This window comes from Cohnella sp. GbtcB17, assembly GCF_019091135.1.
In the GTDB taxonomy this organism is placed as follows: Bacteria; Bacillota; Bacilli; order Paenibacillales; family Paenibacillaceae; genus Cohnella.
In genome coordinates, this window is the sequence record NZ_JAGXJW010000028.1 from 25,390 (window position 1) to 48,137 (window position 22,748).

At 62.6% G+C, this 22,748-nt stretch carries 22 protein-coding genes; 19 read left to right on the forward strand and 3 right to left on the reverse strand.

Annotation, left to right across the window (positions count from 1 at the left end; all coding sequences use genetic code 11):
* Positions 1-9: 9 nt before the first annotated feature.
* Positions 10-504 carry a DUF2269 family protein gene (locus tag KVT38_RS16525; protein ID WP_217594834.1) on the reverse strand — a complete coding sequence of 165 codons (495 nt, stop codon included), beginning with the start codon at positions 502-504 and terminating at the stop codon, positions 10-12.
* Positions 505-726: 222 nt separating this feature from the next.
* Here KVT38_RS16525 and KVT38_RS16530 point away from each other — a divergent pair, with 222 nt between their 5' ends.
* The 3 genes from KVT38_RS16530 to KVT38_RS16540 all read left to right on the forward strand — a co-directional run bounded on the left by KVT38_RS16530 (position 727) and on the right by KVT38_RS16540 (position 5,421).
* Complete coding sequence (locus tag KVT38_RS16530; RefSeq protein WP_217594835.1) at positions 727-1,932, forward strand: exonuclease SbcCD subunit D; 1,206 nt, start codon at positions 727-729, stop codon at positions 1,930-1,932.
* Positions 1,889-4,981: an AAA family ATPase gene (locus KVT38_RS16535; protein WP_217594836.1), complete on the forward strand. Its 3,093-nt coding sequence runs from the start codon at positions 1,889-1,891 to the stop codon at positions 4,979-4,981. The genes KVT38_RS16530 and KVT38_RS16535 overlap by 44 nt, the downstream gene beginning before the upstream one ends.
* Positions 4,982-5,061: 80 nt before the next feature.
* Positions 5,062-5,421 (forward strand): hypothetical protein, encoded by a 360-nt coding sequence (locus tag KVT38_RS16540; RefSeq protein WP_368859111.1) that lies wholly within the window; start codon positions 5,062-5,064, stop codon positions 5,419-5,421.
* A 571-nt stretch (positions 5,422-5,992) separates the two neighbouring features.
* Here KVT38_RS16540 and sigK read toward each other — a convergent pair.
* Positions 5,993-6,697 carry an RNA polymerase sporulation sigma factor SigK gene (sigK, locus tag KVT38_RS16545; RefSeq protein WP_217594838.1) on the reverse strand — a complete coding sequence of 235 codons (705 nt, stop codon included), beginning with the start codon at positions 6,695-6,697 and terminating at the stop codon, positions 5,993-5,995.
* Between the two features lie 215 nt (positions 6,698-6,912).
* Between sigK and spoVAC the strand changes: the two genes are divergently transcribed.
* The 16 genes from spoVAC (at position 6,913) to KVT38_RS16625 (ending at position 20,478) form a co-directional block, all read left to right on the forward strand.
* Complete coding sequence (gene spoVAC, locus KVT38_RS16550; RefSeq protein ID WP_217594839.1) at positions 6,913-7,407, forward strand: stage V sporulation protein AC; 495 nt, start codon at positions 6,913-6,915, stop codon at positions 7,405-7,407.
* Positions 7,407-8,411, forward strand: a complete 1,005-nt coding sequence (gene spoVAD, locus KVT38_RS16555) for a stage V sporulation protein AD (protein WP_217594840.1) — start codon at positions 7,407-7,409, stop codon at positions 8,409-8,411. The genes spoVAC and spoVAD overlap by 1 nt, the downstream gene beginning before the upstream one ends.
* Positions 8,412-8,439: 28 nt before the next feature.
* Positions 8,440-8,790 carry a stage V sporulation protein AE gene (gene spoVAE / locus KVT38_RS16560; protein ID WP_217594841.1) on the forward strand — a complete coding sequence of 117 codons (351 nt, stop codon included), beginning with the start codon at positions 8,440-8,442 and terminating at the stop codon, positions 8,788-8,790.
* A 292-nt stretch (positions 8,791-9,082) separates the two neighbouring features.
* Entirely contained in the window at positions 9,083-10,036 is a 954-nt protein-coding gene (locus tag KVT38_RS16565; RefSeq protein WP_217594842.1) for an AAA family ATPase, read from the forward strand.
* 2 nt (positions 10,037-10,038) lie between these two features.
* A complete protein-coding gene (locus KVT38_RS16570; protein ID WP_217594843.1) occupies positions 10,039-11,280 on the forward strand; it encodes a DUF58 domain-containing protein in 1,242 nt (413 codons plus the stop codon).
* A gap of 5 nt (positions 11,281-11,285) precedes the next feature.
* A complete protein-coding gene (locus KVT38_RS16575; protein WP_254639291.1) occupies positions 11,286-13,523 on the forward strand; it encodes a DUF4129 domain-containing transglutaminase family protein in 2,238 nt (745 codons plus the stop codon).
* Between the two features lie 103 nt (positions 13,524-13,626).
* Positions 13,627-14,151 carry a YqeG family HAD IIIA-type phosphatase gene (locus KVT38_RS16580; protein ID WP_217594845.1) on the forward strand — a complete coding sequence of 175 codons (525 nt, stop codon included), beginning with the start codon at positions 13,627-13,629 and terminating at the stop codon, positions 14,149-14,151.
* A gap of 11 nt (positions 14,152-14,162) precedes the next feature.
* Positions 14,163-15,281, forward strand: a complete 1,119-nt coding sequence (gene yqeH / locus KVT38_RS16585) for a ribosome biogenesis GTPase YqeH (protein ID WP_217594897.1) — start codon at positions 14,163-14,165, stop codon at positions 15,279-15,281.
* Positions 15,282-15,301: 20 nt separating this feature from the next.
* A complete protein-coding gene (locus KVT38_RS16590) occupies positions 15,302-16,156 on the forward strand; it encodes a shikimate dehydrogenase (RefSeq protein ID WP_217594846.1) in 855 nt (284 codons plus the stop codon).
* A gap of 31 nt (positions 16,157-16,187) precedes the next feature.
* Positions 16,188-16,478: a ribosome assembly RNA-binding protein YhbY gene (gene yhbY / locus KVT38_RS16595; RefSeq protein WP_217594847.1), complete on the forward strand. Its 291-nt coding sequence runs from the start codon at positions 16,188-16,190 to the stop codon at positions 16,476-16,478.
* A 13-nt stretch (positions 16,479-16,491) separates the two neighbouring features.
* Entirely contained in the window at positions 16,492-17,103 is a 612-nt protein-coding gene (gene nadD / locus KVT38_RS16600) for a nicotinate-nucleotide adenylyltransferase (protein WP_217594848.1), read from the forward strand.
* Positions 17,081-17,653 (forward strand): bis(5'-nucleosyl)-tetraphosphatase (symmetrical) YqeK, encoded by a 573-nt coding sequence (gene yqeK / locus KVT38_RS16605; protein WP_217594849.1) that lies wholly within the window; start codon positions 17,081-17,083, stop codon positions 17,651-17,653. Before nadD ends, yqeK begins: the two co-directional genes overlap by 23 nt.
* Before the next feature lie 20 nt (positions 17,654-17,673).
* Positions 17,674-18,015, forward strand: a complete 342-nt coding sequence (rsfS, locus tag KVT38_RS16610) for a ribosome silencing factor (RefSeq protein ID WP_217594850.1) — start codon at positions 17,674-17,676, stop codon at positions 18,013-18,015.
* Complete coding sequence (locus KVT38_RS16615; RefSeq protein WP_217594851.1) at positions 18,012-18,965, forward strand: CvfB family protein; 954 nt, start codon at positions 18,012-18,014, stop codon at positions 18,963-18,965. Before rsfS ends, KVT38_RS16615 begins: the two co-directional genes overlap by 4 nt.
* A gap of 138 nt (positions 18,966-19,103) precedes the next feature.
* Positions 19,104-19,898, forward strand: a complete 795-nt coding sequence (locus KVT38_RS16620) for a class I SAM-dependent DNA methyltransferase (RefSeq protein WP_217594852.1) — start codon at positions 19,104-19,106, stop codon at positions 19,896-19,898.
* Positions 19,899-20,025: 127 nt separating this feature from the next.
* Entirely contained in the window at positions 20,026-20,478 is a 453-nt protein-coding gene (locus tag KVT38_RS16625; RefSeq protein WP_217594853.1) for a hypothetical protein, read from the forward strand.
* Here the strand turns inward: KVT38_RS16625 and KVT38_RS16630 are convergent.
* On the reverse strand, positions 20,448-22,664 hold the full coding sequence (locus KVT38_RS16630) for an MMPL family transporter (RefSeq protein ID WP_217594854.1): 2,217 nt from the start codon (positions 22,662-22,664) through the stop codon (positions 20,448-20,450). The two genes, KVT38_RS16625 and KVT38_RS16630, sit on opposite strands and share 31 nt — an antisense overlap.
* Positions 22,665-22,748: the final 84 nt, after the last annotated feature.

Sequence of the window (22,748 nt, forward strand, 5' to 3'; positions counted from 1 at the left end):
AAACAAGCTTTAAAGCGTGGGCTTGAAAAACATAAGCAGAAAAAGGACGATGCCGAGGACGGTTGCCACGTAATTGATCGCGTTGACCTTGGCGACGCCGGCTTGCAGCTCCGCCGAAGCTGGCCGCTCGGTCGGACCTTTATCGGCTTGCGCCTTGGCAGCGACATCGGCCGCCGCCCGCCCCATAAAGGCGATGACGACGATCTGGATAAGCACATAATCTACGATGGCGGCGATGATCCACAGCTGGTCCCAGCCATAGTCGCCGAGCCAGACGAGCAGCAGGCCGGACAGCACGGCGAGAGAGCCGAGAATTTTGGGGAACATCTCGAGCTTGGCGGACAGACTTAGCGAATCCCGCAGCTGCCCGAGCGTCTGGCCTTTGCGCAGCAGAACATGGCCGAAGTACGTCGGTCCAATGCCGACGACCGCGGAGATGACGTGAATCGCGACCAGGATGCCGAGCCAATTTTCCTCCAAGTAAGCGTACCCTGTTAACGACATTTTTTGTTCGTTCTCCTCTCGTTTCAACGGAATAATCCCATGCTAGCACGGTATTTTTCGCCCGGCTGTCACGATTTTGCATGACAATCCCCTATGACGAGTCATGTCTTCCATAGCGACGCCGTGGCCGGAATGTCACGGATTTGAAATCCTTTCCGCGACGCTCGCACGCCCGATGGTGTTGTATAATGAACAAAAAGAATGACAAGAAGGTGTTTCTCTTTGAAATTTTTCCATACGGCGGATTGGCATCTCGGGAAATTGATCCAGAACGTATATATGACCGAAGACCAGCAATACATGCTCGAGCAATTGATGCGCGACATCGAGGCGGAGCGGCCCGACGCCGTCGTGATCGCGGGCGATCTGTATGACCGCGCCGTGCCGCCGACGGACGCCGTCAGCCTGCTGGATCGCACGCTGCAGCGCATCGTGCTGGAGCTGAAGACGCCGGTCATCGCCATCTCCGGCAATCACGACAGCCCGAGCCGGCTGAATTTCGGGAGCGGACTCATGAAGGCGGCTGGCCTGCATATGGCTGGCGAATTCGACCCTTCGGCGGGCCCCGTCGTCCTTCGCGACGCGCACGGACCGGTACATTTTCACCTCGTGCCGTTCGCGGATCCGGCCGCCGTGCGCCTCGCGCTGCGCGACGAGACGATCCGCTCGTACGACGGCGCGATGGCCGCGATCGCGGAGCGGATTCGCGTTTCCATGGATCCCGCGGCGCGGCACGTGCTCGTCGGGCATGCCTTCGTGACGCCGCGCGGCGAGGCGGAGCCGAATACGAGCGACTCCGAGCGTCCGCTCTCGATCGGCGGCACGGAGCATGTGAGCGCGGCGCATTTCCGCGGCTTCCACTATACGGCGCTCGGCCATTTGCACCAGGCGCACTTCGTCGGCTCGGAGACGGTCCGCTACGCGGGCTCGCCGTTGAAGTACTCGATCTCCGAGGAGCGCCATCAGAAGGGCTATCTGATCGTGGAGCTGGACGGAGATGGCAACGCCTCGGTCGAAAAGCGACTGCTCTTCCCGCGGCGCGACATGCGAACGGTAAGAGGCTATATCGAGGAAATCGAGCGGCAGACGCCGAGCGAGGATTACATATACGTCAGGCTGCTGGACGAGCAGCCGGTGCTGTCTCCGATGGAGCGCGTCAGGTCGGTCTATCCGAACGCGATGCACGTGGAGCGGGAGCTGGCGATGCAGCAGGTCGCGGCCGCCGCCGAAGAGGGGACTTCGGCCGGGGCCAAAGCCGGCATGGACATGCTGACGCTGTTCCGCGCGTTTTACCTGGAGGCGAAGGGCGGCGAGGCTTCTGAGGAGACGGAGCGCCTGTTCCTTGCCGCGCTGCGGGAGATCGAAAACGGGGAGGTTGAGCGTCATGATGCCGGTGCGGCTGACGATGACGGCGTTCGGGCCGTATAAGGACAAGGAAGTCATCGACTTCGCGGAGCTGTCGGGCAACCGTCTTTTCCTCGTGTCGGGCAATACGGGCGCGGGCAAGACGTCGATCTTCGACGCGATCTGCTTCGCGCTGTACGGCGAGGCGAGCGGCGAGGACCGCAGCGACGTCCGCATGCTGCGCAGCCAGTTCGCGTCGGACGACCTGTACACGTCCGTCGAGTTCGAGTTCGAGCTGAAGCGCCGGACGTACCGCATCCTGCGGCAGCTGGCCCATGTGAAGACGGGCAACAAGAGCGCGACCGGCGAAAAGTACGAGTTCGTCGAGACGACCGGCGGCACGGAGACGATGATGGTCGACCGGCACGCCGTCCGGCAGATCAACGAACGGATGCAGACGCTGCTCGGTCTGACCAAGGAGCAGTTCAGCCAGATCGTCATGCTGCCGCAGGGCGAATTCCGCAAGTTGCTCACGTCGGATACCGAGAACAAAGAGGAGATCATGCGGCGTATTTTCCGCACGCATCTGTTCAAGTTCGTCGCCGAGCATTTGAACGAGAAGCGCAAAGCGTCGCAGTCCGAATGGGAGCTGGCAAGGCGCGAGCTGGACATGCAGGCGGCGAACCTGAAGCTTTCCCTGGCGCAGCGGGAAGGCTCGGCGCTCGCGCGCGTGTTCGGCCAGGAGCACTTCAACGTCCATCAGGTGCTCGAGGCGCTGGACGAGGAGATGGCGCATTACGAAGGCGAAAGGGCGGTCCGGCAGATTCGTCTCGAGGAAGACAGCCGGCGGCATAAGGCGCTCGTCGAGCGCTACCATGCGGCGGCGCGCGTGAACGAGCTGTACGGCGAGCTCGACCGTAAGACGGCGGAACGGACGGCGCTCGAGTCGCGTATCCCGGAGATCGAAGCAAAAAAGCGGCGGCTTGCCCTGGCCGAAAAGACGCTGCCGATCGAGGTTCGGGAGCGGCTGCGCGAGAGCGTCCAGGCGCAGGCGAAGGCGGCCGCGGAGCTTCGGCGGGCGGCCGAAGAAGCGTCCGGGCGCGCGGCTGCCGAGCTTGCCGCCGCGCGGGAGCGCCATGCCCAGGAGGAGGGGCGCGGCGAGCGGAGAGAAGCGCTCGTGCGCGAGCTCGAGCGCCTCTCCCGCGACTTGCCGGCCGTACGCGAGCTGGAGGAGCGCCGGGCGGCGCTCGGCCGGCTGGAGCGCGAGGCTGCGGGGGCGCTGCGTGAGCAGCAGGCGGCGGAGGCGGCGGTCGCGTCCCGGCAGGAAGCGCGCAAGGCGCTGGCCGAGCGCGCGCGGCAGGCCGAGGAAGCGGTGCGCGGGCTGCCGGAGCTCGCCGAGCGCTTCGAGCGCATGCTGCAGGAGGCGACGCTGCTGCGCGAATACGTGCTGCTCGGCCGCGCGGCCGCCGCGCAGGCGGAGGAAGAGGCGGGGCTGCGCCTCGCGCACGAGGAGGCCGCGCGGGGCTATCTGTCGCTTGAGGCGGGATGGCTGGAGAGCCAGGCGGGGCAGCTCGCCGCGCATCTGCACGACGGCAAGCCTTGCCCCGTATGCGGCAGCGAGGCGCATCCCCGTCCGGCGGAGCCGCCTGCGGACATGCCGACGCGCGAGGCGCTCGATCGTGCGCGCGCGGACAAAGGCGAGCGGGAGACACTGTATTTGGCGGCAAGGGCCAAGCGCGAGCATATGGATGCGCAGCTGCGGGACAAGGCCGCAGAGATCGAGCGGGGCGGGCGCGACCCCGGTCAGGCGGAGAAGGATTACGCGGAGCTCGTGGACAACGGCAAGCGCATGCGCGTCCAGGTGGACGGGCTCAAGGCGGAGCAGGCGTCGCTGGACGACCTGCGGCGCAAGCTGGCGGAGGCGGAGTCCGCGCTGGAAGCTGCGGCGTCGGACAAGGAGCGGCTAGCGGGCATCACGCAGGAGCGGCGGACGGCGCACGCCGCAGCGCAAGCGGTCTACGAGCAGACGCTGGCCAGCCTGCCGGAGGGACATCGGACGCTCGAGGCGCTGCAGCGGCTGCTTGCGGAGAGGCAGCAGGAAAAGGAGCGCCTCGATGCGGCATGGCGCCTGGCGCAGGAGCAACTGAGGCAAGCGGGGGAACGCTACGCGGCGGCGGCGGCTCATCTGGACGGCGCGTTGCGTCAGTTGGCGGAGGCGGCGGCGCGCGAAGCGGAGGCGCAACGCGACTTTGCCGCGGAGCTGGCCCGCGCGGGCTTCGCCGCGGAGGCGGACTACCGCGCGGCCAAGCTGCCTGAGCGGGAGATGACGGACACGAAGGCGGAGATCGAGCGATTTCTGGCGGCGCTTGCCGCGGTCGTCCGGCAGCTCGAGGAGCTGGGCCTTCAGCTGCAAGGGAAGGAGCGGGCCGATCTGGCCGCGCTCGCAGAGGAAGCCGAGCGGATGGAGCGGCAGGCCGAGGAGACGCGCGCATCGCTGCGCGAAGCGCAGACGCATCTGGAGAAGGGTGCCGAGGGCCGCGCCAAATTGCTTGAAGCGGAAGGCAAGTGGCGGAAGGCCGAGCGTGAATTCCAGCTCGTCAAAGATTTGTACGATGTTGTGCGCGGCGACAACCGGCATAAGATTTCATTCGAGCGCTACCTGCTCGTCGAATTTCTCGATCGCATCTTATCCGCCGCCAACCTGCGTCTGCGTACGATATCCGGCGGACAGTTCTATCTTGTGCGCAGCGACCGCCGGGAAAAGCACGGCAAGCAGAGCGGTCTCGGCCTCGACGTCTTCGACAACTACACCGGCCAGCTGCGGGACGTAAAGACGCTGTCCGGCGGCGAGAAGTTTAACGCCTCGCTCTGCCTGGCGCTTGGCATGGCCGACGTCATCCAGGCGTATGAAGGCGGCGTGTCGCTCGAGACGATGTTCATCGACGAAGGCTTCGGCTCGCTCGACGAGGAATCGCTGAGCAAGGCGGTCGATACCCTCGTGCAGCTTCAGCAGACCGGGCGCATGATCGGCATCATCTCCCACGTGCAGGAGCTCAAACAGGCGATCCCGGCCGTGCTCGAGGTGAAAAAGTCGGCCGACGGATGCAGCTATACGAATTTTCGCATCGGCTAACCCTCTTTCGGCAGCATCCTGAACACTTCTGTCTATCCGGGCGCCTCGCGTCATATACATGATTCAAAAAGACGGAAGGCGTGGGGCGCTTGGACAAGGCTGCGGTCAAACGGTTTTACGACTTGAAAAGCAAGCAGAAGGAAATCGAAAAAGAGCTGTCGGAGCTGCGCGGACAAATTCTCGCTTATTGCGAGGCCGAAGGGCTGTCGCAGGCGGAGATCGGCGGCTACAACGTCAAAATTGTGCAGCAGGAGCGCAGGGAATACGACGACGAAAAGCTGAAGGCCGCGCTTCCGGACGACGAGCTGTGGCGGCTCGTCTCCCGCGCGGACGGGGCGAAGCTCGCGGGGCTTGTCAAGCTGAACGTTCTCAAAGAAGAGCAGCTGTTCGGTACGTATGCGTTAAAAAAAATCGCGCTTGTTCACGTGGAGCGGGAGTAGAGGAGGGACCCCGAGGCCCGTCATCTCTCCCCAACGACAAAGGCGCCGGTCGCGACGACCGGCGCCTTTGTCGAATGCATAGAACGTATAAAATCGACAGGTAACGCTGTACAGCGCCATATCGCCCCCCTCTCGCATCGTCGCGCGAGGCTAGAAAGGGGATAACGCAGGATTTTCAGCCGATTGGACGAGAAGAGGCGGAATCTTATGCAGGCATTCGAGGCGGCAAGGTAAGCGTGGGATGCAAATGAGCACTGCTGGGCAGCCGAATGCAAGCCGAGCAAGGATACCGGACTCAGTTGACGCTATTTCGTACAAAACAGTGCAATTGCGACTATTTCGGACCGGAAAGTCGTTATTCTCCCAGATTCAGGCTATAAAAGATCCCCAATCCCGCAATAGAGGCTCCTGGGTCCACGAGCACGCTGGAAAGCGCGATAGGAATATAAATAAGGGCTCCTCAGTCCGTACGCTTCAAGCCATTGTGCAACAAAGGCCAGGCGGCTTTTCAAATGCGTCAGGCGCTTTCTGGCGCATTCTGCTTTGAGACGCGGCACATCAAGCAAGCGTGCTATTTTTTAGCCTTATAAAACTCATGATACAGCTTCATCAGCGCCCGCTTTTCAATCCGCGACACGTAGCTGCGGCTGATGCCTAGCTCCCGCGCGATCTCTCGCTGGGTGCGTTCGTCCCCGCCCTTGCCGTCCAGGCCGAACCGGCCCCGGATGACTTCCTGTTCCCGCTCGTCGAGAATGTCGAGATTTTGATAGATTTTGCTTTTCTCGATTTTTAGCTGCACCTTCTCGACGACGTCGTCGGGCTCGCTGCCGAGAATATCTTGCAAAGTAATTTCGTTGCCTTCTTTATCGGTTCCGATCGGATCGTGAAGGGATACATCTTTGCGCGTTTTTTTGAGCGACCTGAGGTGCATCAGAATTTCGTTCTCTATGCACCGCGCCGCGAACGTGGCGAGCTTCGTGCCCTTGCCGACCTGAAAGCTCTCGATTGCCTTGATGAGGCCGATCGTGCCGATCGAGATCAGGTCTTCAAGATCCTCGCCGGTATTGTCGAACTTTTTGACGATATGCGCGACCAGCCGCAGGTTGTGCTCGATCAGCAGGTTGCGCGCTCTGGCGTCGCCTTCCGCCATAAGTCCCAAGTATCGGCTTTCTTCCTGCTCGGATAAGGGCTGGGGAAAAGCGTTGTTTTTGACATAGGAAACGAGCAGGGAAAGCTGCTTGATGAAGAGCGCAATCGAGGTAAAGAATCCGGGCACGTGACGGCCTCCTCCGGTTGTTCGTTCAGGTTGATGCGCGACCCTTACCATTGTATGTAGGCCGGCGCCCATCCGTGCCTGTCAGAGGGAGAAAAAGGTCGACGCCGACTGTCGCTTCGCCGCTTGCCTCCCCACCTTTTCCCATCCATAACCTGCACGCCCGCGGCAAATAATGATTGGGACTACAGTCCGAGCCTGAAAGGGGGATGGCAGCCATGGCGACCAAAGAGGCTGGAAGAGGCCCCGCTTCTTACAAGCCGTTGTCCATGTCGCCGAAGGAATACCAGCAATTCGCGAAAAGCAGGCAGCCTTCCCGGCCCGTATTCGCCAATTGCGTCCGCGCGTTTTTGGTCGGGGGGTTCATCTGCTTCATCGGCGAAGGCGTGCAACGCTTTTTTATGGCCGCCTTCGATATGACAAGCAGGCAGGCGGGCAATCCGACCGTCGCGGTCATGATCTTGATCTCGGTCATCTTGACCTGCCTTGGCGTATACGACAAAATCGCGCAATGGGCGGGCGCGGGGACGGCGGTTCCCGTCACCGGCTTCGCCAATTCGATGTGCTCGGCGGCGATCGAGCATCGCAGCGAGGGGCTCGTGCTCGGCGTCGGCGCCAACATGTTCAAGCTGGCGGGCTCCGTCATCGTTTTCGGAACCGTCGCGGCCTTTTTCGTCGGGATCGTCTACTGGATCCTGGGGGTGAGCCACTGATGCTGCAGGGCAGGCGCACCTGGATTTTCGACAAGCCCCCGGTCATCGTCGGCACGGGCACCGTCGTCGGTCCCGACGAGGGCGAAGGCCCATTGGCCGGCGACTTCGACCTCGTGCATCCGGACATGACGATCCAGCAGCCGAGCTGGGAGAAGGCGGAGCGCCTCATGCTCGAGCAAGCCTCCGATATCGCGCTCTCCAAGGCGGCGCTGTCGAAGGACAAGATCAATTTTTACGTGGGCGGCGATTTGATCAACCAGATCATCAGCAGCACGTTCGCCGCCCGCACGCTCGGCGCGCCGTACCTCGGCGTCTTCGGCGCCTGCTCGACCTCGATGGAGTCGCTCGCGCTGGCGGCGCTGCTGGTGTCGACGGGGGCGGCCCGCTACGCGATGGCGGGAACGAGCAGCCACAATTGCACCGCCGAGAAGCAGTTCCGCTATCCCACCGAGTACGGCTCCCAGAAGCCGCCGACCGCGCAATATACGGTGACAGGAGCCGGCGCCGCCGTCGTAGCGACGGAGGGAGACGGGCCTCGGATTACCTCGGCCACCGTCGGACGGATTATGGACCTCGGGCTCAAGGACCCGTTCGACATGGGCTCGGCAATGGCGCCGGCCGCGGTGGATACGATTCAGGCGCATCTGCAGGAGACCGGGCGCGATCCCGGCTACTACGACATGATCGTGACCGGCGACCTGGCGTCGGTCGGCCATCCGATCGCCGCCGACCTGCTCAAACGGCATGGCGTGCCGATCGCGGAGACGCAGTTCAATGACTGCGGCCTGCTCGTGTACGACATCGCCAAGCAGAAGGTTCAGGCGGGAGGCAGCGGGTGTGCCTGCTCCGCGACCGTCACCTACGGCCATCTGCTCAAGCGGCTTGCGAGCGGACAGCTGAAGCGGCTGCTCGTCGTGGCGACGGGCGCGCTGCTCTCGCCGCTGTCCTTTCAGCAGGGCGAGAGCATTCCGTGCATCGCGCACGCCGTATCCATCGAAAGCTAACTTATCCGACCAGAAGGAGGACATACCGATGCAATATTTATGGGCTTTTGTGGTCGGCGGAGCGATCTGCATCGTCGGCCAGCTGCTGTTCGACGTCGCCAAGCTGACGCCGGCCCATACGATGGCAACGCTGGTCGTCGCGGGCGCGGTGCTGGACGGACTAGGCCTGTACGATCCGCTCGTCGACTTCGCGGGCGCGGGCGCCACCGTCCCGATCACCAGCTTCGGCAACGCGCTCGTCCACGGCGCGCTGAGCGAGCTGCAGGAGGTCGGGTGGATCGGGATCATTACCGGCATCTTCCAGATTACGAGCGCCGGCATATCGGCGGCGATTATTTTCTCGTTTTTGGCGGCGCTGGCGGTCAAACCGAAGGGCTGAACGACATTTTAGGTAAATTTTAGGCGCCGGAGACAAGGCGCTGTTCGCGATCAAACGCGCCTGCATGCGATTCCGCCGATTCGTCTGCAGGCGCGTTTTGCCGCGCTCCGTATCGCTTTCGAAGACGCCAGGCCTATTTCCAGCGGCCGGTTCGCCTAGCGCGAATTGGCTTTTTTTCTATGATTATTTGGAGTTTTGCAAAATTGTAGTCCCGAATCCCCATCAAGTATAATAGTAGAGTAGCGTCCGACTACCGTACGACTACCGTCAGATCCCATTAGGAGGGACCTCAATGGAACAACAGACCGCCATGCAATTGTTAGATTCGATCAGACGCAATATGGAATCTTGCATATACGGAAAAAAAGACGAGATCGCCTGGCTGCTGACCGCGCTGGTCGCGGGGGGACACGTGCTGATCGAGGACGTGCCGGGCACCGGCAAGACGCAGCTCGTCAAGGCGCTCGCCCGATCGATCGGCGGTTCGTTCCATCGGATCCAATGCAATCCCGATCTGCTGCCCACCGACATCACCGGTGTGTCCATTTATCATCCGAAGCAGGAGCAATTCGTATTCAGGCCGGGTCCGGTCATGTCCAACCTGCTGCTAGCCGACGAGATCAACCGGGCGACGACCAAGACGCAGTCCGCGCTGCTCGAAGCGATGGAGGAGCGGCACGTGTCCGTAGACGGCGTTACTTATCCGCTGCCGCAGCCGTTTATTTTATTCGCCACGCAGAACCCGATCGAGTTCGAAGGCACCTACAATTTGCCGGAGGCGCAGCTGGACCGTTTTCTGATGAAAATCTCGCTCGGCTACCCGGACGAAGAATCGGAGAAGCGGCTCGTGCTCGAGCCCGGCACGTCGCGCGCCGCGGACCTGCTTGAATCCGTGGCCACGGCGGAGGACATCGTGAGCGTTCAGCGCCTTGCGGCAGGCTGCCACTTGGACGGCGGCGTGGCCGATTACCTGGTGCAGCTCATCCGCGCGACGCGCAAGCATCCTTCGGTGCTGCTCGGCGCCAGCCCCCGCGCGTCGGTGGCGCTCGCGGCCTGCGCGAAGGCGTACGCGTTCCTTCAGCACCGCAGTTACGTCATCCCGGACGACATCAAGATATCCGCGCCGTTCGTCCTCGCGCACCGTCTTCACCTTCGGTCCGAAGCCCGTATGCAGGGCGCTACGGCCGGAGGCGTCCTGCAGGAAGTACTTAAGCAGCTGCCGGTTCCGGTGGCGCTGGAGCGCTGAGCATGAAGGGCCTGCCACAGATCCGTTTCGGCTGGTTCTGCGGAATCTTGTACTTAATGTCCTTATCATTCGTCGTTTTCCAGGGCGGCAAAACTTCGTTGATGCTGTTCGTCATCATGAACGGCCTCGGTCTGTATTTGCTCCTTGGCCGGTGGAGCGGTATCGGCGGCATCCAGGGCAAGCGCGAGCTTGGCGCGGCTTCGGGCCAGGGCGGCCTGTTTGCGGCCGGCTCGCGGCTCAAGGTACGGCTGCAGATGCATGTGCCCGGCTTCTGGCCGCTGCCGTACGTGATCGTGCGCGAGCGGCTGGTCCGCTTGAGCGGCTCCGATCTTCAGGAGTACGAGCTGTCGTTCGTGCCCGATTACAAGCGGCGCGGCCAGATCGAATACGAATCCGCGCCGCTGCGGCGCGGACGCTACAAGTTTCTGGAGACGAAGTGCTCGACCCGGGACATCTTCGGGCTGTTCGAGCATCAAGGCGCGTTCCGGGAGGAGCTGCAGATCAAGGTGCTCCCCCGAACGATCGAGCTGCAGGAATGGCGTCATCTCAGAAAGGCGCGAACCGGGCAGATCGAGCAGCGCGCCAGCTCGCTCTGGGCGCGGGAGACGACGCAGATCGACGGCGTCAGAGAGTACATCCACGGCGACCGCATGTCGCGTATTCATTGGAACGCGACCGCCCGGACGGGGGAATGGAAGTCGAAGGAATTCGAGCGCGAGGCGCTGCCCCGCTTCGTCATCGTCCTGGACCGGCGGGCGGGCGCGTACCGCAGCGCCGACGCGTTCGAGCTGGCTGTGTCGACCGCTTCCTCGCTGCTGAATCTCGCGCTGCGAAGGGGCATGCCCGTCGGCTTCGTATCGGCAGGCAAGGAGACGGCCTGGTTCGGCGCCGGCAGAATGCCGGTGAACCGGGAGCTGCTGCTGGAGCATCTCATCGACGTCGAAGCCGACGGAGAGGAGGCGCTCGATCGCGTGCTCCGCAAGACCGCAGAAAAGTTCGAGGCCGGAGCGAGCTTCGTGCTCGTCAGTCCTTCCATGGAGGACGAGACGCTGTTCGCGCTCGAGGGACTGTCGGCCAGACGCACGGGACCAAGCCACATCCATATCGCGGAGCGGACGCCGCAGCTTGATCCGTCCGAGCGTCTGCTGCAATGGTCCCGCACTTTCCGCGGCAGGCAATGGGAGCTCTGCTCGATTACGCGCCTGGAAGATCTTCCGAAGGCATTGGAGGCGGGCACCGCTTGAATACGATGATCGCAAACGCAGGACGTCGGGTGGAGACCGGCTACTTCCGGAAACTCGTGCTGGAGCGGCTCCACCGACTGTTCGTTATCGTGATCGTGCTGCAGCTCATACAAGTTTTCAAAGATTACTGGTGGCCGGAAACGTACGCGGTCGTCTACGCCTCCGTCGCGGCGGCGGCTGCGATCGAGCTGCTGGTCAGCCGTGCGTTCGCGCTCAGGCTCGTTTTGCAGATGGCCGCGGTGCTGGCAGCCGTCATGCTCCTAGCGCCTTACGAATGGTCCGGCTGGCCGGACGGCTTGAAGGGATGGGAAGCGCTTCGCGAGTTCGCGATCGTGAACGGCAAGCCGCTTCACCCGTTTTTCGAAATCGCCGCAGGCGTCGTGCTGGTCATTCATTATATGGCGTATTTGGGCACGAACAAGTTCAGAGCCATCGGCTTTATTCTGATGTCGATCGCCACGCTGGCCATTATCGATTCTTTTTTTCCGCTCGAGCTGTGGACGAACATCGCCTGGGCCGTGGTGGCCGGGTTAGGCTGGCTCGTCGTGCTGCATCTCAGGCAGCTGAGAGACCGGCACTTCGATAGCTGGAGCGCGCTCGCCGAGCGTCCGTTCGAGCTCGCGGTGCCGGCGATCATCGTCATCGGATTGCTCATGCTCGCGGGCATCGCGGTTCCGCGCGCTCCGGTGCTGCTGGAGGATCCGTACACGCTCTGGCTCCAGGCACAGAACAAGGAGGTGCCGGCGTTTTCCGGGGAAGGCGGCTATATCGGCGGCGACACCAACGGCTCGGGCTCGGGACCCTCGTCCAAGTCGGGCTACGGACGAAGCGACACCAAGATCGGCGGCGGCTTCGAATTCGACTATTCGCCCGTCATGACGGTGGACACGAGCCAGAAGGCTTACTGGCGCGGCGAGACGAAGGCGATTTATACCGGCCAAGGATGGAACGACCGCAAAGGCATGGAAACGACTCCGGCATCGCCCGGCGAAGACGAATTGCCGTCGAATAAACCTACGCTGGAAGGCATCGAGACGAGGCGGGTCACGCAGACGTTCCACATTTTGCGCAAGGACCGGCTGCCCGTCCTGTTCGGCGCTGGCCCGATCGACGGCCTTGCCGAATGGGAGGGCGTGAACGGCAACGCCAGGCTGACGTGGAACAAAGAAGAGCAGGAGCTCAAGTTTCAGCGGTCCGCGTCGGTGGAGTCCTATACGGTCGTCTCCGATATGATCGTCATCGACGAAGACAAGCTGCGTGCGACGCGGGCCAAGGCGGCCGCAGCGCCGTTCGACCTGTCTCCCTACGAGCAGCTGCCCGAGATTCCGAGCCGGGTTTCGGAGCTGGCAGCCACGATTGCGGCGGACGCGGACAACGATTACGATGCCGCCAAGGCGCTTGAGAGTTATCTTAGAAATACGTACCCGTACACGAATACGCCGGACGTAAGCCTTCAGAAAAGCAAAGATATCGCCGACGCCTTCCTGTTCGAGATCAAGGAAGGTTACTGCGATTACTATTCCACCGCGTTTGTCGTGCTGGCCCGCTCTCTGGGCTTGCCGACGCGGTGGGTCAAGGGCTACGCCACCGGCTCCAACCGGATCGACGAGGAAGGCATCCGCAACGGATTCGGGTACGTCGCCGATCCGAACGGCGCGGGGACGTATACCGTCCGCAACGCGGACGCCCATTCCTGGGCCGAGGTGTACTTCGAAGGCGTAGGCTGGGTTCCGTTCGAGCCGACGTCCGGCTTCACCGTCCCGCAGCCGATCGCCGAAGCCGCACCGGTCGCGACGCCGGATGTGCCGGTCGACGCAGGAGATGAGGCCGCCCCGGAGACGGAGACGGCTGCGCAGAGCGGCGGCTGGGATGCCGCTGCCTGGACGATCACGGGCGGCTCGCTGCTTGTCGTCGGCGTCGCCGCGCTGCTCGTACGCCGGCGGGCCTGGACGGCGACGGTATGGCGCCGCGTCCGCTACCGCGGGACGACGCCGAACCAGCGGATCGTGCGCGAGATGGAGCGCCTGATCGCGTTCCTCGGCAGGCGCGGCCTGAAGCGCAGCCAGCACGATACGCTGCGCGAGTCGTTCGCCGCCTGGAGCGGACGCTTCGCCTCGCTGAAGCCCGAATTCGAAGGCGTGCTGCGCAAGTTCGAGTCTGCCCGCTACGGCGGCCAGGCCGGAGGCGAGAGCGACGTGGAGCAATTCAACGCGATGGCCGACAAGATCCGCAAATCGCTATAAAGTTTGCCTTGCAAGGGAGCGCCGCGCTGCGGCGCTCCTTTTGCAAGGCCGGGGCGGGTGTGGTATATTTTGAACAATCCGATAAAGACTGGAGCACTGCGGCATGTTTGAACGATTGCTGCCCCATCAACTCGTGGGCACCGTCTTCGATATAGATCTGGCGTCGCTGTCTGACATGGGCGTACGCGGCATCATTACCGATCTGGACAATACGCTCGTCAGCGCGGGAACCGCGCTCGCGACGCCCGAGCTGATCGCTTGGCTGGACAAGGTCAAGTCGCTCGGGTTCAAGGTCGTCATTTTATCGAACAACAACCTGATGCGCGTGGCGAAGTTCGCCGAGCCGCTCGGCATCCCGTTCATCCCGGCGGCGCGCAAGCCGTTCAACAAGGCGTTCAAGCAGGCATTGAACCTGCTGGAGCTAAAGGCCGAGCAGGCCGTCGTCGTCGGCGACCAGATGATGACCGACGTGCTCGGCGGGCGCCGGATGGGCCTTCATACGATACTCGTGACGCCGATCGCGAGAGCGGAGGAAGGCTGGGGCACGCGGATGAACCGCCGCATCGAGAAGATCGCGCTGTCAAGGCTGACCAAGCAGGGCTTGTGGCCGGATAAGGGGGACAAGTAGCATTGCCGACCATTGAGGATAACTGGAGTACGCAAAATTGCGCGGGCTGCGGCGTGAAGCTGCAGATTCAGGACGCATCGCGGCCGGGCTTCGTGCCCGAAGCGGCCCGCGAGCGCGAGCCGATCATCTGCCAGCGCTGCTTCCGAATCAAACATTACAACGACGCCTCGTCGGTCGCCATCGATCAGGACGATTTTTTGCGTTTGCTCGGCGGCATCGGTTCGACCCGCAGTCTCGTCGTGCATATCGTCGACCTGTTCGACTTCGAGGGCTCGATGATCTCGGGCCTGCAGCGCTTCGTGGGCAACAACCCGGTGCTGCTCGTCGTGAACAAGATCGACCTGCTGCCCAAGGTGACCAATTGGAACCGTCTGCGCAACTGGGTGCAAAAGCAAGCCAAAGCCGGCGGCCTGCGCGTGGTCGACGTCGTGCTGTGCAGCGCGCGCCGCAACATCGGCTTCGACCGGGTCGTTGAGGCGATCGGGCAGCTGCGGGGCGATCGCGACGTCTACGTCGTGGGCGCGACCAACGTCGGCAAGAGCACGCTCGTCAATCGGCTTATCGCCGATTACAGCGACCTGCGCAGGGAATTGACGGTATCGCGTTATCCGGGCACGACGCTCGACGCGATCAGCATTCCACTGGACGACGGTCGCAGCATCATCGACATGCCGGGCATCGTATACAAGTCGCGCTTGTCGGAGATCGTGCCGCGCGAGACGCTGCATGCACTGCTGCCGGACAAGCCGCTTAAGCCTTTGACGTATCAGTTTTACGAAAAGCAGACGCTGTTTTTCGGCGGGCTGGCCCGCTTTGACTTCACGGCCGGCGAGCGCCAGTCGTTCACCGCGTACCTGTCGTCCGGCATTCCTGTGCACCGTACGAAGCAAGAGCGGGCGGACGAGCTGTATGAAAATCATGGCGGCGAGATGCTGGCGCCGCCTTCCCGCGAGGAATTGGCGGACATGCCGCCGCTCGTACGGCACAATCTGCGCGTTCCGCCGGGCGGACCGAAGGATATATTCGTCTCCGGGCTCGGCTGGATCAAGGCGAACGGCTCGACCGGCGCCGTCGTGGACGTCTACGCGCCCAAAGGCGTCAAGGTGTTGCTCAGGGATTGCATGTTGTGAGTCGGGAGGAAGCCGCTGGCATGGACAGTCATACGATTTTATACGGCGTCATCGGAGATCCGATCCGCCATTCCAGATCGCCCGTTATGCTGGGCAGGGCATTTAAAGAAAGCGGCGTGAACGGGGCTTACGGCGCCTTCCATGTGGCGCCCGAACGGCTCGGCGACGCGATTCGTGGCATTCGCGCGCTAGGCTTCCGCGGCCTGAACGTGACGATCCCGCACAAGATTGAAGTTATGGCATTTTTGGACGAGATCGACGAGAGCGCCAAGGCGATCGGCGCGGTCAACACGATCGTGAACGAGGGCGGCAGGCTCACCGGCTACAATACGGACGGCATCGGCTATGTCCGTTCGCTCAAGGAAGAAGCGGAGCCGGATCTGTCCGGCAAGCGCATCCTCGTCCTTGGTGCGGGCGGCGCTGCGCGGGGCATCGTCTGGGCGCTGCTGCGAGAAAACCCCGCCGAGGTGCTCATCGCCAATCGGACCGAAGCGCGCGCGGAGGAGCTTGCCGCGGCGTTCGAGTCCGGCGGACGCTTGAAGGCTTTGCCGTGGCACTTGCTGGCGGAGGCGTGCGGAGCGGCGGACATCGTCATCAATACGACGTCCGTCGGCATGGCCCCTCATACGGAGGCGGTTCCCGCCGATCCGGCCTGGCTCCGCCCGGGCGCGGTCGCGAGCGATCTCATTTACAATCCGCTGACGACGGCTTTTTTGCATGGCGCGCAGCGACAGGGGTGCCGCATTCACGGCGGCCTCGGCATGTTCGTTTATCAAGGCGCCTATGCCTTCGAATATTGGACGGGACTTCCCGCGCCGGCTGCCGCGATGCGCGAGGCAGTGCTGGCCTCCTTTTCCGAAGCGGCGAAGGTTTGAACATTTATCTATCAGAGAGCAGGGAATACGCATGCTGACCGGCAAACAAAAACGATTTTTGCGTTCCGAAGCCCACCACCTGACCCCGATCTTCCAGGTCGGCAAGGGTGGCACGAACGATCATCTGATCCGCCATATCGAGGAAGCGCTCGAAGTGCGCGAGCTGATCAAAGTGTCGATCCTGAACAACAACGACGACGACCGGTACGAAGTCGCGAAAGAGCTGTCCGAGCGCTCCGGCGCCGAGCTGGTGCAGGTCATCGGCAAGACGATCGTGCTGTACAAGGAATCCCGCGACAACAAGCAGATCGAGCTTCCTTAAAGGAGGTGCGCGCATGAGACGCATCGGTCTGATGGGCGGCACCTTCGACCCCGTGCACATCGGCCACTTGCTCGCGGCCGAAGCGGCGCGCGAGGCGGCGGATCTGTCCGAGGTCTGGTTCATCCCGACCTCGGTCCCGGTCCACAAGCCGCAGCCCGGCGCTTCCGGCGCGCAGCGCCTGGCGCTCGTCGAGAGCGCGATCGCTGAGCATCCGTCGTTCCGGGCGGAGGCGGCCGAGCTCGACCGGGAGGGTGCCTCATATACGATCGATACCGTACTCGAGCTGCGGGAACGATATCCCGACGATTCTTTCTACTGGATCGTCGGCTCCGACATGCGGGACGATCTGCCGAACTGGCGGCGCATCGAGGAGCTCGCGCGCCTTGTCGTCTTCATCGCGCTGGAGCGTCCGGGAGCGGGCGGCGCGATGGACGGCGCGGAGCCCGAGCCGCCCGACTTCCTGCGGGACCGGATCGTGCGCGGGGAGATGCCGGCGATCGGAATCTCGTCCACGGATATCCGCCGGCGATGCGCCGAAGGCCGAACGATCCGGTACATGGTGCCCGAGCGGGTAAGGACGGAGATCGAAAGGATGGGACTGTATGGATCGCGAACTGTTGATTGAGGCGGTCAAGCGCCAGATGCCCGAAAAGCGGTACCGGCACGTCGCCGGCGTCGTCGATACGGCGTTCGTGCTGGCGCAGCGGTTCGGCGGCGATCCGGACAAAGCCTGGCTCGCCGCGCTGCTGCACGATTATGCCAAGGCATGGCCGACGGACCGCATGGAGCGGATCATCCGCGAGCAAGGCTTGCCGCCCGAGCTGCTGGCGTACGACAAGGAGCTGTGGCACGCGCACGTCGGCGCTTGGGCGGTTCGCGACGAACTCGGCATCGAGGATGAAGAAGTGCTCGATGCCGTACGCTATCATACGTCGGGCCGCGAGAACATGACTTTGCTGGACCGCATCGTCTGCCTTGCGGATTATATGGAGCCCAGCCGCGCGTTTCCCGGCGTGGAGCGAATCCGCAAGCTGGCCGAGACGAACCTGAACGAAGCGCTGGTCGCGGGCTTCGACTCGACGATCGTTCATTTATTGGAAAAAGGCAAGATGATTTTCCCGTTGACGGTATTGGCGCGCAACGCGCTCGTCCGGGAAATTCGCGCTAGCGATTGAATCTTGAAGGAGGCTGACCTATGGCAGGATCGGAACAGTTAATGAGACAAGTCGTGGACGCGGCGGACGACAAAAAAGCGAACGACATCGTCGCGCTTAATTTGCAGCATATATCGCTCGTAGCGGATTACTTCGTCATTTGCCACGGCAATTCGGATACGCAGGTCCAATCGATCTCGACCGAGATCAAGAAGCGCGCGGAGGAAGCCGGCGCCCGCGTTCGGATTGAAGGCATGGATACGGCGAGATGGGTGCTCATCGACATGGGCGACGTCGTCGCGCACGTCTTCCACCGGGACGAGCGCGAATACTATTCGCTCGAACGCTTGTGGTCCGACGCGAAGGCGGTCGAATTCGCATGACGCTCATCGCCGGCACGACGGCCAGTCTGCTGGTGCGGCGCGAAGTTCCGCCTTACGGCTGGTTTCTGGCCGAAGACGAGGGAGAAGATACGCCTGAAGTGCTGCTCCCTTACGGCGAAGCGGCGGGCAATCGTCCTTCGGTCGGCGATTCAGCCGACGTCTTCCTTTTCCATGACGACAAAGGTCGTCTGACGGCGACGACCCGCCGACCGCTGCTGCAGCTCGGGCAAATGGGCAGGCTCGCGATGGCCGACTTTCATCCGCGTTTCGGCTGCTTCCTGGAGCTCGGCATCGGGCGTCAGCTGCTGCTGCCGATCAAGGAGTTGCCGGACAACCGCGACCGCTGGCCGCAGCCGGGCGACGAGCTTCACGTCATCATGAAGCACGACAAGGAAGGGCGCATGCTGGCACGGCTCGCCAAGATCGAGGACTACGAGCGCGTCGTGTTCCGCGCGCCGTCCTCCTGGCATCACGAGCAGCGCGAATGCTGGGTGACCGACATTTACAAGGACGGCGTGTTCATGCTTGCGGATGGCGGCGTGCTGGGCTACGGCGCGCTCGGCTACATGCCGAACGCGTCCATGGTCCATCCCCTGCGCCTCGGCGAGAAGACGACCGCGCGCGTGACGCAGGTGCGGGACGACGGCAGAGTGACGCTGTCTATGCGGCCGGCCAAGGAGGTCGGGCGTCTGGAGGATTCGGACCGCATTTTGGCCTTTTTGCAGGCCAGGCCGGGAGGCGCGATGCCATATTCGGATTCGACGCCTGCCGATGTCATCCAGAAGCGGTTCGGGCTCAGCAAGTCCGCCTTCAAGCGCGCCCTCGGCAAGCTGATGAAGGACAGGCTCGTCGTGCAGGACGGCAATTGGACCCGGCTGGCGGCAGCCGAGGGAGGCGCGCCGGATGCGGAAGCTCCGACCGACGCGGATTCCGCGCGTGCGCCGGAGTGAACGGCGGCGGAGAGCCGGCCGGGTGTGGCCGGGCTTGCCTGCGGCGTCTTGCGAGGCGTACGCGCCAACGAATAACAGACCGGCCCCGAGGTCGTGGTTTTTGACCGGCTGGCAGGGCCGAAACACGAGGAGACAACCATGCGCAGCTATCGTGAGTTTGCCTCGGTTTACGACCGACTGATGGAGGACATGCCGTACCCGGAATGGCTGAGCTTCGCCAGAGGATGCTGGGAGAAATACGGCATGCCCGGGACGGTCGTCGATTTAGGCTGCGGAACGGGCAATATCGCCATCCCGCTTGCCAAATCAGGTTTTCGCATATTCGGCATCGATCTGTCGGCGGACATGCTGTCCGTCGCCCGCGCCAAGTGGGAGTCGGTCCCTCAACGCGGCATCGGCCGCGCCTCCAGCGGCGAGGAAGGCGGCATCCGCTGGCTGCAGCAGGATATGCGCGACTGGGAGATTCCCGATCCGGTTGATTGCGTGCTGTCGTTTTGCGACAGCCTGAACTATCTGACCGAACCCGAGGATGTTATCTCCTCGTTCAAGCATACGTATGCCGGACTTAGACCCGGCGGACTGTTCATTTTTGACGTGCATGCGCCTTCGCAGCTCGCCCGCTACGGCGAGGAGCAGCCGTTCGTGCTGGACGACAAGGACATCGCGTACCTTTGGACGTGCGAGTACGATCCCGATCGCCGTGAGGTGGAGCACGAGCTCACCTTCTTCGTGCGCGAGGAAGGCGGCTCCGGCGCGGGCTTGTACCGCCGCTTCGAAGAGGGGCACGTGCAGCGCGCGTACGAGCCGGACTGGCTCGCCGGGCAGCTGGCGGACACAGGCTTCGAGCTGCTCCACCGCTGCGCCGACTTTTCGTGGAATGCGCCTACGGCTGCAAGCGAGCGACTATTTTTTGTCGCGCGGCGGCCGGCGTAGATTCGGGATGGAATGGGACCGCCAGGCTATCGCCTGGCGGTCTTTCAATTTTCCGGGTTGGAGCCGGTCGGAGGTCGAGCGAGGGAACGTCATCGCCTGCTGTATAGAAGGCGATTCGTCAGCTGGCATGCGCAAAAGCGTCATCGCTTGCTGTATAGAAGGCGATACGCCTGTTGGCGAGCGCCTGAGCGTCATCGCCTGCTGTATAGAAGGCGATGCGTCAGCTGGCGTGCGTATAAGCGTCATCGCCTGCTGTATAGAAGGCGATACGCCTGTTGGCGAGCGCATGAGCGCCTTCGCCTGCTGTATAGAAGGCGATGCGTCAGCTGGCATGCGCATGAGCGCCATCGCCTGCCGTATAGAAGGCGATACGTTAGCTGGCATGCGCATGAGCGCCATCGCCTGCTGTATAGAAGGCGATGCGTCAGTTGGCATGCGCATGAGCGCCATCGCCTGCTTTAGACAAGGCGATGCACCCTGCGCCATGCCCACGAACGTTTCCATAAAAGAGCGGCCCCCAGCGTCATTGACGCCAGGGACCGCTCTTTTTCACCCTTGCAGCTTCGCTTTCTCGGTCTGATGTCTCCGTCCCGGCCAGAATGACCGGTCGCCCAGCAGCGCGGTGATGGCTGGCACGAGGAACGGCCTTACGAGGAACGTATCCAGCAGCACGCCGATCGCGGTGATGACGCCGAACTGCACAAGCACCTGGATCGGCAGCGTAGCGAGCACAGCGAACGTGCCGGCCAGGATGAGACCGGCCGAGGCAATGACGCCGCCCGTTTCGCCCACGCCTTCGCGGATCGCGTCCCGAAGCGGCAACTCCTTGCGCTTGCGCCAGATGCTGGAGATCATGAAGATGTTGTAGTCTTCTCCGAGCGCCACCAGGAATACGAACGAGTACAACGGGATGGAGCCCTGGATCGCGTCTGCGCCGAACAGATAATGGATGACGAGCCAGCCCAGTCCGAGCGCGGAAAAATAAGATAGGATGACGGTGCCGACCAAGTAGACGGTCGCGACGACGGAGCGTAAATAAAGGAGCAGCAGGAGCGCGATCAGTGCGATGACGACCGGCAAAATCAGCCGCGTATCCCGTTCGCCGGTTTCTTTCGTATCGTACTGATCTGCCGTTTGTCCAGAGATCCATACATGTTCGGCAGCTCTGGCATCTCCCGCCTCGGCGAGCGCCGCGCTTGCGGTTTTGCGCAGCTCGGGAATTTTGTCCAGCGCCTCCAGCGCGTACGGATTGAGCGCTAGCTCGACGTCATAGGCGACGATTTGCGCATTTTTCTGCCCTTCGACGGGGTCGGAGACGCGGTTTACATAGGGCAGGCTAGCCAGCTTTTCCGCCAATCCGGTGTCTTTACCTCCCGTATCGACGATAACTTTGACCGGCGCAAGTTCGCCCTCGGAAAATTGGGAGCCGATTAGTGCGTAGCCTTCTCGAGACTCCATCGTGGAGGGAAACGACGATAGGATGTCGTACGTGAATTTGATCTGACTCGATACGCCCGCGAGCAGCGCAAGGCATAGAACCGAGACGAGGGCGATGAGGCCCGGCCGCTTTACGACAAGCGTGCCTGTGCGGTAGCGGGGCGCCGCTTCGGGAGCGGGCTTCGGCTTGCCGCGCTTTGCGGCCCGCTCCTCGCGCATCTGCTGCGTGCGCGGCACGAACGGCCAGAAGGAGGTGCGGCCGATGATGGCGAGCAGCGCAGGCACAAGCGTCAGGCTGGCGATGCTCATAATAAAAATCGCGATGCTAAACGGCGCGGCGAACCGGCGGAACGCGCCGTATTCGGCGAGCAGCAGCGTGAGCAGGGCGATCACGACGGTGATGCCGCTCATCGCGACGGCGCCGGAGGCGTCCGTCAGCGCGGAGCGAAGCGCCTTCCCTCTATCGGGCTCATGCTTCAGCAACTGTCGGAAACGAGAGATCAGGAACAGGCAGTAATCGGTTCCGGCGCCGAACAGAAGCACCGTCATAATCGATATGCCCTGCGAGTCGACCACGATCCAGCCTTCGCGGGCGAGGAAGCCGAGGAGCGGACTGATGACGCCGTAGGCAAAGCCGACGCCGATAAGCGGGATAAAGGCAAGAATCGGCGACCGGTAAATCAGCAGCAGCAAAATGAGCACGAGCAGAACGGTGCCCATGAGCAGCGCGAAGTCGGCGTTCTTGAAAAGTCCCGTGGCGTCGATCTGAATGCCCACCGGACCGGTGACGCGTGCGCTGAGCGCATCCTCCCGGTCGGTCTTGGCTTCGAACGGGTCGCTGCCGATCAGGGCCGCTGTTTGTTTTTTCAGCTCCGCGACGCCTTCCTTCAGCTGGTCCGTATCCGCGTTCTTGTCGAAAAATACAGGCGTAACGAGCGTGCTGCCATCTTCGGAAAGCTGAGCTTTGAGCGCGGCGGCGGGCAGTTGATGGAGAGGGGGAACCGCGGTCTGATGAGGAACCGGCGCGCTCGTCCATTGTCCCGCCAGCTTGCGCAAAATATCCAAATCGCCTTCAGCAAGTCCGCCTTCCCTGTGCCATACGATTAATGCCGGAACGTCCGCGCCGCTCGCGAACTCCCGCTCGGCGACGGCGGCCGCCTGAACGGAGGGTCTGCCGTCGGACAGATTCGGCGCGTTGTTAGTCTCGTGCTTGCCGACCTGCGGCAGCAGCACGCTTAATAGGGCGGCTGCGGCGATCCATAATGCGAGCGTCACCCAGCGGCCGATCGGGCCGGTAATCCCTTTTCCATGAACGCGTGCTTCCTTCACTTGCGCTCCCCCTCGCGATTCGATTGCGTTATAATAAGTGATATGGTTGCCGTCAATAATTATATATACCGGAAGGTTAATATT